Raw genomic sequence first — 13,474 nt, 5'->3', positions numbered from 1 at the left:
CATTCAGGTTTTGCGACTGCTGCGCAGCCGGACGCAGGCTTCGCCAGCTGCTACATGTCCTGCGTATCACGCTGAAGGCTGCGATCTCTTAGTCGCCACCGTGCAAATCAAGGTCGCCACAGTTCGCTTTTACCGCTCGTCTGCTGCGTAATGTTCCGAACACGGTGCAAGAAGACACCGGCCCGACAATAATCCGCTGCCGCCGAGACGCTCCCCATGACAAGCACGATGAAAAGATTGTTCGCCCGTGGTCTCTCAATCCTCTGCGGTACTGCGCTTCTGAGCACCAGTGTGCTGGCAAGTGACGACCCTTCCTGCAAGGCGGTGCGCATGGGAGTAGTCAACTGGACCGATGTGATCGCCACCAGCGGCATGGCCGATGTGCTGCTCAATAGCCTGGGTTATGAAAGCAAGCAGACCAGCGCCGTGCAGCAGATCATCTTCGCCGGCATTCGCGACAAGCGCCTGGACATCTTCCTTGGCTACTGGAAGCCGGCGATGGACAAGAACATCGCGCCGTTCCTGGCCGCCAATCAGGTCAAGGTCATGGACAAGCCGAGCATGGTCGATGCACAGGCAACGTTGGCGGTCCCCGATTATGTGGCGGCGGCGGGGCTGAAAACCTTCGCCGATATCGCCAGATTCAAGGACCAACTCGGCGGCAAGATCTATGGCATCGAGCCCGGCAGCGGCGCCAACACCACGATCAAAACCATGATCGAGACCAATCACTTCGGCCTCAAGGATTTCAAACTGATCGAGTCCGGCGAAGCGGGCATGCTCGCCGCCGTACAGCGGGCGGTGAATCGCAAGGAATTCGTGGTTTTCGTCGGCTGGACCCCGCACCCGATGAACATCAACATGAACATTGCCTATCTGACCGGCAGCGAAGACGTCTACGGGCCGAACGAAGGCGCGGCGACTGTGTCCACTGTGACCTCGCCCGATTACGCCGAGCGTTGCCCCAACGTCTACCGCCTGCTGGAAAACCTGACCTTCACCGCCGCCCAGGAAAGTCAGCTGATGGTGCCGATCATGGAGCGCCAGACCGCCCAGGACGTGGCCAGGAAATGGCTGCGTGATCACCCCGAGGATCTGCAGCGCTGGCTGGCGGGTGTCAGCAGTTTCGATGGCAAGGACGGCATCACGACGGTTCAGGCCAGTTTGAAAAACTGATTTCAGAATTCGGGCACCTGACTAATGGCTCCTTACCCGCTCTCCGAACAAATGACGGCCTTCATCGACAAGACCGTCAGCTTCAACAGCACCGAAACCAGCCTCGCCGGTTTGCGTCAGGCTTACAGCGCCATGTGCCGGGCCTTCACCCCACCGCGCCCGGCGGATCTGTATGTGGTCGATTTCGAGTTGGCCGGCGTGCGCCTGCGTTCCTATCAACCGCCGGCATCCTTGAGCGACGGCTCGCCGTGCATCGTTTATCTGCACGGCGGCGGTTGGGTGGTGGGGGATCTGGACTCCCACGATTTCATCTGCGCCGAGATGGCCTCGAAACTGGGCGTGCTGGTGATCGCCGTCGACTATCGACTCGCGCCGGAGCATCCATTCCCCGCCGCGTTCGATGATTGCCTGGCCGTGTGGCGAGCCCTGCGCACCGGCCCGTTCCGGCTCGACCCCAAGCGCACGCTGGTGGCCGGCGACAGCGCCGGTGGCAATCTCGCCGCCGCGTTGTGCCTGGCGCTGCGCGATGCCGGCGAACCCATGCCCTGTGCGCAGGTGCTGATTTACCCGGGGCTCGGCGGCGGTCCGCAGTTGCCGTCGCGCCGCGAATGCGCCGATGCACCGTTGCTCACCTGCAGCGATCTGGACTGTTATGAGGCGATGTATCTGGGAGACACCGCAAACCCCGGCGTTTACGCCAAACCGCTCCTCGCAGGAAATCTGCGAGGACTGCCGCCGGCATTGATCGCCGTGGCGCAGTTCGACCCGCTGCGCGATGACGGCGTGCAATACGCCGAACGCCTGAACAAGGCCGGCGTGGCCGCAATGCTCTATTACGGCAAGGGGTTGGTGCATGGCTGTCTGCGGGGGCGAGGGCAGGTTGAGGAGGTGGATGCGCTATACGAAGTGCTGTTTAACTTTGTGGCGGAAAAAACTCTGACCCAGCAAGCACATGCTCATTGACGTAAATCGGGTTTATGATGCCGGACGGCAGAATAATAGATGTCCCCCCAGGGATGACCCGACCCCTTACGGAGCGCGCAATGCAGACTTTGTACCCGCAGATCAAACCCTACGCCCGGCACGATCTGGCCGTCGACGAAACCCACACGCTGTATGTCGACGAAAGCGGTTCACCGCAAGGTTTGCCGGTGGTGTTCATTCACGGCGGTCCCGGCGCCGGCTGCGATGCGGCGAGCCGCTGCTACTTCGATCCGAACCTGTACCGCATCGTCACCTTCGACCAGCGCGGTTGTGGTCGCTCCACCCCGCATGCCAGCGTTGAAAACAACACCACCTGGGATCTGGTCGCGGACCTCGAGAAAATCCGCCAGCACCTGGGCATCGACAAGTGGGTGCTGTTCGGCGGCTCCTGGGGTTCGACCCTGGCGCTGGCCTACGCGCAAACCCACCCCGAGCGTGTGCACGGTCTGATCGTGCGCGGGATTTTCCTGTGCCGTCCGCAGGAAATCGAATGGTTCTATCAGGCGGGCGCGAGCCGGCTGTTCCCTGACTACTGGCAGGACTACATCGCGCCGATCCCGCTGGACGAGCGCCACAACCTGCTCGACGCCTTCCACCGCCGCCTGACCGGCAACGATCAGATCGCCCAGATGCATGCGGCAAAGGCCTGGTCCACCTGGGAAGGTCGCACCGCGACACTGCGTCCGAACCCGCTGGTGGTCGATCGTTTCTCCGAACCTCAGCGCGCGCTGTCCATCGCCCGCATCGAATGCCACTACTTCACCAACAACGGTTTCCTCGAACCGAACCAGCTGATTCGCGACATGGACAAGATCGCCCACCTGCCGGGTGTGATCATCCACGGTCGCTATGACGTGATCTGCCCGCTGGACAACGCCTGGGAACTGCACCAGGCCTGGCCGAACAGCGAGCTGCAAATCATCCGCGACGCCGGTCATGCCGCCGCGGAACCTGGCATCACCGACGCCCTGGTGCGCGCCGCCGACAAAATGGCCCGGCGCCTGCTCGACCTCGCCCCCGAGGAAGCATGAAGGGTCTGCTGCAACGCGTGCGTGGCGCGCGGGTCGAGGTAGCGGGGGAGGTGGTTGGCGCGGTCGACCAGGGTTTGTTGGTGCTGGTGGCCGTCGAGCCACAGGATACGCGGGCCAGCGCCGACAAACTTCTCAATAAGCTGCTTAACTATCGGGTGTTCAGCGACGCCGAGGGCAAGATGAATCTGTCCCTGGCGGATGTGGGCGGCGGTTTGCTGCTGGTCTCGCAGTTCACCTTGGCCGCCGACACCAAGAGCGGGCTGCGCCCGAGTTTCTCGACCGCGGCTCCCCCGGCCCTGGGAGAGGAGTTGTTCGACTATCTATTAAGCAAAGCGAAACAGGTGCATGGCACTGTGGCATCAGGTAGATTCGGCGCGGATATGCAGGTGCACCTGGTCAACGACGGCCCGGTAACCTTTCTGTTACAGACTTAAAAGCCCGTGAAACATCTTTTTACGGGTTTTTCGGCTGAAAACAGGCATTTTTCGCGATAAATACTTTGTTACCCCTGATGCGTTGTAACGCGGCCTACTAGATAATCGCGCGCTACGGGGATCAGCGTTCGTTGGTCCATTTTGACTTAGGTAGAGACTTGTCCGGATCCGATTTGGGGAATCATTTCGCCCCAGCGGAGTCGGAACAATGCTCGCCAACTTGGCAAGAGTGGTTTGCAGTGCCGATGGTTGCGTATCGGCGACCACGCAGACCCTTTAACTGGCCGTTGGTTTTTTGATCTGTTTTCGGCGAGGGTTGCTCGTGATTGTTAGTCCCTGTAACGCACCAAAATTGTCTGCCAAACGGTTGCGAAGTGCTCTGGTAGCAGGCTCGGCACTGCTCTGCCTGCTCAGCGCCGGCCAGCTTTGGGCATTCAATCTGGATGATGTATCGGCCAAGGCAAAAGAGCTGGCCGGTCAGAAATTCGAAGCGCCGCGCAGTAACTTGCCGACCGAATTCCGAGAGATGAAGTTCGCCGACTATCAGAAAATTCGTTTTCTGACGGAAAAAGCCGAGTGGGCGGACCAGAAGACTCCGTTCAAGCTCTCCTTCTATCACCAGGGCATGCACTTCGATACGCCGGTGAAAATCAACGAAATCACCGCGAACACCGTTGAAGAGATCAAATACGACCCGAGTCGCTTCGATTTCGGCGATCTCAAGTTCGATCCGAAGGCCACCGAACAGCTGGGCTACGCCGGTTTCCGTGTTCTGTACCCGGTCAACAAGGCCGATAAACAGGACGAAATCATGACCATGCTGGGCGCGAGCTACTTCCGCGTTGTCGGCAAGGGTCACGTCTACGGTCTGTCCGCTCGTGGTCTGGCGCTGGATACCGCCTTGCCTTCCGGCGAGGAATTCCCGCGTTTTCGCGAGTTCTGGATCGAACAGCCACGTCCGGGCGACAAGCACCTGGTGATCTTCGCCCTGCTCGATTCCCCGCGTGCCACCGGTGCGTACCGCCTGACCCTGCGTCCTGGCAGCGACACCATTGTCGACGTCAAGGCGCAGATGTACCTGCGTGACAAGGTCGGCAAACTGGGCATCGCACCGTTGACCAGCATGTTCCTGTTCGGCGCCAACCAGCCGTCCAAAGTCCTCAATTACCGTCGCGAACTGCACGATTCCAGCGGCCTGGCTATCCACGCCGGCAACGGCGAGTGGATCTGGCGTCCGCTGAACAACCCGAAACACCTGGCCGTGAGCAACTTCTCGGTCGAGAACCCGCGTGGTTTCGGCCTGCTGCAGCGTGGTCGTGACTTCAGCCACTATGAAGACCTCGACGACCGCTACGACAAGCGTCCAAGCGCCTGGATCGAGCCGAAAGGAGACTGGGGCAAGGGCACCGTCGATCTGGTCGAGATTCCGACCGCTGATGAAACCAACGACAATATCGTGGCTTTCTGGAGCCCGGAAACCATGCCGGAGCCAGGCAAACCGCTGGACTTCGCCTACCGCATGCACTGGACCATGGACGAAGCCGCGTTGCACGCACCGGACAGCGCCTGGGTCAGCCAGACCCTGAAGTCCACCGGTGATGTCAAACAGTCCAACCTGATCCGTCAGCCTGATGGCAGCGTTGCTTACCTGGTCGATTTCGAAGGCCCGTCCCTGGCGGCATTGCCAGCCGATACCGACGTGCGAAGCCAGGTCAGCGTCGGTGACAACGCCGAGCTGGTCGAGAACAGCGTGCGCTACAACCCTGAAACCAAGGGCTGGCGCCTGACCCTGCGTCTGAAGGTCAAGGATCCGGGCAAGTCCACCGAACTGCGTGCGGCACTGGTGCAGAACATCGTGCCGGCCGACCTGGCCAAGACCTCGATTCCAGCGTCCAACTCTTCCGTGGCCAAAGCCGACAAGGTCGCCGCCAAGCAGGCAGAGAAAGCCGAGAAGGATGCCAAGGCCGCTGCCGAAGCCGCCGCTGCCGAAGCCAAAAAGACTGACGCCAAGCCGGTCGCAGATGCCAAGGACAAGGCGAACAACAACGCCGACGCCAAGCAGCCTGCAGCTGCGGCGGCGGCCCCAGCCACACCGGAATCGGCACCGACTGAAGAAGTCCTGACCGAGACCTGGAGCTACCAGTTGCCTGCCGATGAGTAATCCTCAAGTCCAGCCAGAATCGCTCTCCGAGTATCTGGCCCATCTGCCGATGACCGACCAGCAGCGCGCGGAGCTCGCGGGCTGCAAGTCCTTCAGCGAACTGCACGAGCGTCTGGCGTCCAAGACGTTCGACTCGTCGACCGAGGCCGCCCAGGCTTCGGTGGGCGAGCGCCTGACCCTGAGCACTGCCGAAGAATTGCGCGAAGCCGAAATGCTGGTGCTCGACGCCAGCGGTCGGGTGTGCCTGAAGGCGACCCCGCCGATTCGTCGCACCAAGGTCGTGCCCGAGCCATGGCGAACCAACGTGCTGGTGCGCGGCTGGCGTCGCCTGACCGGTCGCACCAATCCGCCGAAGCCGCCAAAAGATGCGAACGTGCTGCCGGCTGCGCGCTGGCGCACCGTCGGTTCGATCCGTCGTTACATTCTGCTGGTGCTGATGCTCGGCCAGACCATCGTCGCCGGCTGGTACATGAAAGGCATCATGCCGTACCAGGGCTGGTCGTTCGTCGATCTGGAAGAAGTCCTGCACCAGCCGTTCCTGCAAACCGCCACGCAAGTGCTGCCGTATGCGTTGCAGACCAGCATCCTGATCATGTTCGGGATTCTGTTCTGCTGGGTATCGGCCGGTTTCTGGACCGCGCTGATGGGCTTCCTCGAATTGCTTACCGGTCACGATAAATACCGGATCTCCGGTAAAAGTGCCGGCAACGAGCCGATTCCGAAGAACGCACGCACCGCGCTGGTGATGCCGATCTGCAACGAAGACGTGCCCCGGGTATTCGCCGGTCTGCGCGCAACGTTCGAATCGGTGGCCGCCACCGGTGACCTGGATCGCTTCGACTTCTTCGTCCTCAGCGACAGTAACGATGCCGACATCTGCGTCGCCGAACAGCAGGCCTGGCTGGACGTCTGCCGCGAAGCCAAGGGTTTCGGCAAGATCTTTTATCGACGTCGCCGCCGTCGTGTGAAACGCAAGAGCGGCAACCTCGACGACTTCTGCCGTCGTTGGGGTGGTGACTACAAGTACATGGTCGTTCTCGACGCCGACTCGGTCATGAGCGGCGAGTGCCTGACCAGTCTGGTGCGCCTGATGGAAGCCACGCCGGACGCCGGCATCATCCAGACCGCGCCGCGTGCCTCGGGCATGGACACCCTGTATGCGCGCATGCAGCAGTTCGCCACCCGTGTGTACGGTCCGCTGTTCACCGCCGGCCTGCACTTCTGGCAGTTGGGCGAATCCCACTACTGGGGCCACAACGCGATCATCCGCATGAAGCCGTTCATCGAGCACTGCGCCCTGGCGCCGTTGCCGGGTAAAGGTGCGTTCGCCGGTGCGATCCTCTCCCACGACTTCGTTGAAGCTGCGCTGATGCGCCGTGCCGGCTGGGGCGTGTGGATTGCCTACGACCTGCCGGGCAGCTATGAAGAACTGCCGCCGAACCTGCTGGACGAACTCAAGCGTGACCGTCGCTGGTGCCACGGCAACCTGATGAACTTCCGCCTGTTCCTGGTAAAAGGCATGCACCCGGTGCACCGCGCGGTGTTCCTGACCGGCGTGATGTCTTACCTGTCGGCGCCGCTGTGGTTCTTCTTCCTGGTGCTGTCGACGGCGCTGCTGGCGGTCAACACGTTGATGGAGCCGCAGTACTTCCTCGAACCGCGTCAGCTGTATCCGCTGTGGCCGCAATGGCATCCGGACAAGGCGATCGCGCTGTTCTCGACCACGGTTGTGCTGCTGTTCCTGCCGAAACTGCTGAGCGTCATCCTGATCTGGGCCAAGGGCGCGAAAGAGTTCGGTGGCAAGTTCAAGGTGACCATGTCGATGCTGCTGGAGATGCTGTTCTCCATGCTGCTGGCGCCGGTGCGGATGATTTTCCACACCCGTTTCGTGCTCGCCGCGTTCCTGGGCTGGGCCGCGACCTGGAACTCGCCGCAGCGTGACGATGACTCCACGCCATGGAGCGAGGCGGTCAAGCGCCACGGTCCGCAAACCGTGCTGGGCTTCCTGTGGGCGCTGCTGGTGATCTGGTTGAACCCGAGCTTCCTGTGGTGGCTGGTGCCGATCGTCGGTTCGCTGATGCTGTCGATCCCGGTATCGGTGATTTCCAGCCGTGTCGGCCTGGGCCTGAAGTCCCGTGACGAGAGCCTGTTCCTGATCCCTGAGGAATACAATCCGCCACAGGCGCTGCTGGCCACCGACCAGTACACCCACGAAAACCGTTATCACGCGCTGAACGACGGCTTCATCCGTTCGGTGGTCGACCCGCAGCAGAACGCCCTGGCGTGCTCGCTGGCGACCTCCCGTCACCGTCACGCCGAGCCGATCGAGTGGCTGCGGGTCGAGCGGGTACGGCACGCGATGAAGGTCGGACCGGAAGGTCTGACCAACAACGAACGTGTGCAGCTGCTAAGTGACCCGGTGGCCCTGGCCCGCCTGCATGAGCAGGTCTGGAGCGAAGGCCACGCCGAGTGGCTGGGCGCATGGCGCAAGTCGGTCAAGGCCGACCCCCATGCACCGCAGTTGCCGCTTCAACCGATGGTTGCCCAGCCTCAGCTGGCGTGACTTGATCCCCCGTTCCGTTCTGGAACGGGGTGATTCGAAAAGATCGCCGCCTTCGTCAGCGTCCTGTGAGAGCTGCCGAAGGCTGCGATCTTTTGCTTTTATCCGACGCAAACCCTTGTGCATTCGACCCAGTGCGTTAGCATCCGCACCCGAAAAAGGTGCACCCGGACCATTCAGCGTCCGTATCTATCGGTTTTCATTGGAAAGCTGTCGATTTTCGCGCCGCTAATGCAATGGTTGGGGAGTTGAAGATGAAGAAGTTTCTGTCGAAGCTGCTGGTCGGCGTCACGGCACTGGTTGCCGTCAGCGCGGCACAGGCCGGTGCCATCGATGACGCGGTCAAGCGCGGCACCCTGAAAGTCGGCATGGACCCGACCTACATGCCGTTCGAGATGACCAACAAACGCGGCGAGATCATCGGTTTCGAAGTCGACATCCTCAAGGCCATGACCAAGGCCATGGGCGTGAAACTGGAGCTGGTGTCCACCGGTTACGACGGCATCATCCCGGCCCTGCTGACCGACAAGTTCGACATGATCGGCAGCGGCATGACCCTGACCCAGGAACGCAACCTGCGCCTGAACTTCAGCGAGCCCTTCATCGTGGTCGGCCAGACCCTGCTGATCCGCAAGGAGCTGGAAGGCACCATCAAGTCCTACAAAGACCTGAATACCGCCGATTACCGCATCACCTCCAAGCTGGGCACCACCGGCGAAATGGTCGCCAAGAAGCTGATCGCCAAGGCCAAGTACCACGGCTACGACAACGAACAGGAAGCCGTGCTCGACGTGGTCAACGGCAAGGCCGACGCGTTCATCTACGACGCGCCTTACAACGTCGTGGCCCTGACTAAGGTCGGCAACGGCAAACTGGTATTCCTCGACAAGCCGTTCACCTACGAGCCGCTGGCCTTCGGCCTGAAGAAGGGTGACTACGACAGCATCAACTTCATCAACAACTTCCTGCACCAGATCCACGAAGACGGCACCTACGATCGCATCCATGACAAGTGGTTCAAGAGCACTGAGTGGCTCAAGGACATGGAGTAACTCGGTCCGATAGACCGAGTCGCTTTGTTCGCGGGCAAGCCTCGCTCCTACAGGTCGTGCGTTTTCCTGTAGGAGCGAGGCTTGCCCGCGAAGAGGCCCTCCCAGGCAACACAAATCCCGGAACCCGCAATGAAACAGAAAAAAGCCCAATGGCCCTGGCACGCGCTGACCGTGCTGGTGCTGATCGGCCTGGCCGGCGGCCTGTATTACGCCACCTCGCTGATGTCCTACGAGTGGCGCTGGAACCGTGTGCCGCAGTACTTCGCCTACCACGCCGAAGAGTCCCAGCGCGCCGCCGACATCTCCACTGTCAGCACGCTGGTGCGCAAGGGCGACAAGGCTGAAGTCACCCTGCGCAACGACGCCGGTGACGAACAGCACCTGACCGTCGACGAGAACAGCCTGCAAGTCGCCCAAGGCGATGATGTGGCGGAGGGCGATGTGGTCGGCGTCACCCGTCACTGGGCTGCGGGACCGCTGTTGTGGGGCCTGTGGACCACCTTGTGGCTGTCCGTGGTTTCCGGTGTGCTGGGTCTGCTGATCGGCCTGGTCACCGGCCTGTGCCGGCTGTCGAACAACCCGACCCTGCGTGACCTCTCGACCATCTACGTCGAACTGGTGCGCGGCACGCCGCTGCTGGTGCAGATCTTCATTTTCTACTTCTTCATCGGCACCGTGATGAACCTGTCCCGGGAGCTCGCCGGGATCGCCGCGCTCGCGCTGTTCACTGGCGCCTATGTCGCGGAAATCATCCGTTCCGGCGTGCAGTCCATCGCCCGTGGCCAGAACGAAGCCGCGCGCTCCCTGGGGTTGAGCGCCGGCCAGTCGATGCGTCACGTGGTGTTGCCGCAAGCGTTCAAGCGCGTGCTGCCGCCGTTGGCCGGTCAGTTCATCAGCCTGGTCAAAGACACTTCGCTTGTGTCGGTCATCGCCATCACCGAACTGCTCAAAAGCGGGCGTGAAGTCATCACCACTTCGTTTTCGCCGTTCGAGATCCTGTTCTGTGTGGCCGGATTGTATTTGTTGATCAACCTGCCGCTGTCGAAAATCGCCGGCCGGCTTGAGCGGAGGCTCGCGCAAAGTGATTGAAGTCCGCGATCTGGTAAAAGTCTTCGACACCCGCGGCCAAGTGGTGCGCGCGGTGGATAACGTCTCCACCCAGGTGGCCAAGGGCGAAGTGCTGGTGGTGATCGGCCCGTCCGGCTCCGGCAAATCGACCTTCCTGCGCTGCCTCAACGGCCTGGAAGAATTCGATTCGGGCTCGGTGAGCATCGACGGCCTGCAACTGGCCGACCCGAAGACCGACATCAACGCCTATCGCCGTGAAGTCGGCATGGTGTTCCAGCATTTCAACCTGTTCCCGCACATGACCGTGCTGGAAAACCTGTGTCTGGCGCAGAAAGTCGTGCGCAAGCGCGGCAAGAAGGAGCGCGAGGCCAAGGCCATGGCGCTGCTGGAAAAGGTCGGCATCGCGCAGAAGGCCAATGAATTCCCATCGCGCCTGTCCGGCGGCCAGCAACAGCGCGTGGCGATCGCCCGTGCGCTGGCGATGGAGCCGAAGGTCATGCTGTTCGACGAACCCACCTCGGCGCTCGACCCGGAAATGGTCGGCGAAGTGCTGGACGTCATGAAAAACCTGGCCGTGGAAGGCATGACCATGGTCTGCGTCACCCACGAAATGGGCTTCGCCCGGGAAGTGGCCGACCGGGTGCTGTTCTTCGATCACGGCAAATTGCTGGAAGATGCTTCGCCGGCAGAGTTCTTCGATGCACCGAAGGATCCGCGGGCTCAGGCGTTTTTGCGGCAGGTTTTGTAACTGCGGCGATCTTCAGGACGCCATCGCGGGCAAGCCCGCTCCCACAGGGATCATGGTTGTGCACAGGATTTGTGTTCACCACCAAACACTGTGGGAGCGGGCTTGCCCGCGATTGCATCACCTCGGTCCCAAGCGAACCGAGGCAGTTGAATCACTTCAAACCCTGAACTTACCCACCAGCATCTGCAAATGCGTCCCCAACCGCGCCAGCTCAACGCTGGACGACGCGGTTTCCTCACTGGCCGCCGATGTCTGATCCGACACATCCCGCACATTCAACACGCTACGGTTGATCTCCTCGGCCACGGCGCTCTGCTGCTCGGCTGCGGCGGCGATCTGCTGGTTCATGGCCTGGATGGCCGAGACGGTGCGGGTGATGCTTTCCAGCGAGCCGCCGGCGCGGCGGGTCAGTTCGACGCTGCTGTCGGTCAGGCTGCGGCTGTTGTCCATGATGGTCGCCACTTGCTGGGTGCCGTTTTGCAGGCTGACGATCAGCTCTTCGATCTCTTCGGTGGACTTGTGAGTGCGCTGAGCCAGGCTGCGGACTTCGTCGGCGACCACGGCAAAACCGCGACCGGCTTCACCGGCACGGGCGGCTTCGATGGCGGCGTTGAGTGCCAGCAGGTTGGTCTGCTGGGCCACGGACTTGATCACGTCGAGCACGCTGCCGATCTTGTCGCTCTCGCGTTTGAGTTCGCCCATGGCCTCGGTGGAATGTCCCACCTCAAGGGCCAGGCGCTCGATCTGGGCGATGGCTTCGCCGACCACCTTGTCACCCTCACGAGCCTGCTGGTCGGCGGCGACAGCGGCCTCGGAGGCTTCCTCGGCGTTGCGCGCAACTTCCTGCACGGTGGCGGTCATCTCGTTCATGGCCGTGGCCACCTGATCGGTCTCGACCTTCTGGCTGTTGACGCCTGCGCTGGTCTGCGCGGTGACGGCCGACAGTTCCTCGGCGGCGCTGGCGATCTGCGTGACGCCATCGCTGATGCCGCCGATCAACTCGCGCAGGCCCAGAGTCATGCCCTGAATGGAGCGTTGCAGCTGGCCCAGTTCGTCCTGGCGCTTGGAAACCAGGTTATGCGTCAGGTCGCCGGCGGCGATGCGCTCGGCTACTTTGAGGGTCTGGGTCAACGGGATCACGATCTGCCGGGTGATGGCCCAGGCGGCAAAGACACCGAATACCAACGCCAGGACGGTGGCCAGCAATAGCTTGTTCTTGGCGTGCGCCACGTCGGAGTCGCGTTTGTTGGTTTGCGAAAGGGTCAGTTGGGTGCTGGCGTCGAGCAGGATCTGGCCTTGGGCGGCCATGTGCTTGAGTGCGTCGGCGCCCGCGACCTGGGAGTCGCGGTACTGGCTGACCGCCGCGCGGTAGGCCTTGAGCGAGTCGGTAGCCTGCTGCAGGTTGGCGATGTGCTCATCCGGCAGTTTCGACGGCAGACTTTCAAGGTATTTGAGCGCGTTGTCGATGGCGTCCAGCGCAGGCTGCTCGGCTTCGGTCTTGCCGCTGTAGGTGTAGCCGCGAACCTGGAAGCGCGCCTGCTGGATCAGCTTGCTCAGGTCGATCACGCTGTTGAACTGCACGACGCTGTCGCCTTGCAGCATGGATTTTTCGACTTCGGCGACTTTGGCCACAGCGTTGTCGGCGGTGGCGCCGAGTTTGCCACGCGCGTCTTCACGGTTCGCGCCGGCCTGGGTCAGGGCGGCGAAGGCTTGTTTGTACTGAACGACCGCGGCGATCTGTTGCTCGATCAACGCGATGTCGGAGGGTTGTTCGATCAGCTTGCGAGCGGTTTGCAAGTTGCTGTCGAGCTTGCCGAGCATGTCGTTGACGGCGCCAGGCCCTTGTTCGCCACGACGCATGTCGTAATCCAGACGGGCAATGCGCAGGTCCTTGGTCATCCCGTTGATGTCGGAGATCAGCCCCAGTTTGTCGCCACGCTTGCTGACCTCGCTCAGACCGGTCCAGCCGGTAAAGGTGATCAACAGCGTCAGCAACAAGACAAGGCCGAAGCCAATGCCCAGCTTGCGATTGACCCCTACGTTCCCCAGCTTATCGGCCATCCATTGGTACATGCTGCAAATCTCCCCGACCACATTGGTTTTGTCGGAGATATATCGGCCAGACACCTGCGTTCTGTAGGGACATTTAGACGAACGGAGAGCTTTATGTAGCAGCTGGCGAAGCCTGCGTCCGGCTGCGCAGCAGTCGTAAAACCGGGCGCTGTGGTGTTTCAGGAAAACCGCGTGCTCTGGATTGACG

General features: G+C 61.6%; 10 protein-coding genes and 1 pseudogene. 9 read left to right on the top strand and 2 right to left on the bottom strand.

Annotated features, from left to right (window positions below):
* The first annotated feature begins 228 nt into the window (after positions 1-228).
* The 9 genes from choX (at position 229) to ACW9JE_RS22605 (ending at position 11,214) form a co-directional block, all read left to right on the top strand.
* Entirely contained in the window at positions 229-1,176 is a 948-nt protein-coding gene (gene choX / locus ACW9JE_RS22645) for a choline ABC transporter substrate-binding protein (protein ID WP_457433995.1), read from the top strand.
* A gap of 24 nt (positions 1,177-1,200) precedes the next feature.
* Positions 1,201-2,139: an alpha/beta hydrolase gene (locus ACW9JE_RS22640; protein WP_457433994.1), complete on the top strand. Its 939-nt coding sequence runs from the start codon at positions 1,201-1,203 to the stop codon at positions 2,137-2,139.
* 80 nt (positions 2,140-2,219) lie between these two features.
* Positions 2,220-3,191: a prolyl aminopeptidase gene (gene pip / locus ACW9JE_RS22635; protein ID WP_224540931.1), complete on the top strand. Its 972-nt coding sequence runs from the start codon at positions 2,220-2,222 to the stop codon at positions 3,189-3,191.
* The gene (dtd, locus tag ACW9JE_RS22630; protein WP_175375309.1) at positions 3,188-3,625 is read left to right on the top strand and encodes a D-aminoacyl-tRNA deacylase; all 438 of its coding nucleotides are present in this window, start codon (positions 3,188-3,190) and stop codon (positions 3,623-3,625) included. The genes pip and dtd overlap by 4 nt, the downstream gene beginning before the upstream one ends.
* Before the next feature lie 322 nt (positions 3,626-3,947).
* Positions 3,948-5,786 carry a glucan biosynthesis protein G gene (locus tag ACW9JE_RS22625; RefSeq protein WP_457433993.1) on the top strand — a complete coding sequence of 613 codons (1,839 nt, stop codon included), beginning with the start codon at positions 3,948-3,950 and terminating at the stop codon, positions 5,784-5,786.
* The gene (mdoH, locus tag ACW9JE_RS22620; RefSeq protein WP_457433992.1) at positions 5,779-8,349 is read left to right on the top strand and encodes a glucans biosynthesis glucosyltransferase MdoH; all 2,571 of its coding nucleotides are present in this window, start codon (positions 5,779-5,781) and stop codon (positions 8,347-8,349) included. Before ACW9JE_RS22625 ends, mdoH begins: the two co-directional genes overlap by 8 nt.
* A gap of 251 nt (positions 8,350-8,600) precedes the next feature.
* A complete protein-coding gene (locus ACW9JE_RS22615) occupies positions 8,601-9,398 on the top strand; it encodes a transporter substrate-binding domain-containing protein (RefSeq protein WP_224540936.1) in 798 nt (265 codons plus the stop codon).
* 129 nt (positions 9,399-9,527) lie between these two features.
* Entirely contained in the window at positions 9,528-10,487 is a 960-nt protein-coding gene (locus ACW9JE_RS22610) for an amino acid ABC transporter permease (RefSeq protein WP_457433991.1), read from the top strand.
* Positions 10,480-11,214 (top strand): amino acid ABC transporter ATP-binding protein, encoded by a 735-nt coding sequence (locus tag ACW9JE_RS22605; RefSeq protein ID WP_457433990.1) that lies wholly within the window; start codon positions 10,480-10,482, stop codon positions 11,212-11,214. The genes ACW9JE_RS22610 and ACW9JE_RS22605 overlap by 8 nt, the downstream gene beginning before the upstream one ends.
* Positions 11,215-11,370: 156 nt before the next feature.
* Here ACW9JE_RS22605 and ACW9JE_RS22600 read toward each other — a convergent pair whose 3' ends face one another.
* Complete coding sequence (locus tag ACW9JE_RS22600) at positions 11,371-12,084, bottom strand: methyl-accepting chemotaxis protein (protein WP_457433996.1); 714 nt, start codon at positions 12,082-12,084, stop codon at positions 11,371-11,373.
* 144 nt (positions 12,085-12,228) lie between these two features.
* Positions 12,229-13,275: pseudogene (locus ACW9JE_RS22595) on the bottom strand (methyl-accepting chemotaxis protein); the annotation flags it as partial.
* Positions 13,276-13,474 lie beyond the last annotated feature (199 nt).

The sequence above is a fragment of the Pseudomonas sp. SDO55104_S430 genome, from assembly GCF_054070595.1.
Note: the sequence above shows the minus strand (reverse complement) of the source record. Positions and strands in the feature narration are given on the sequence as shown.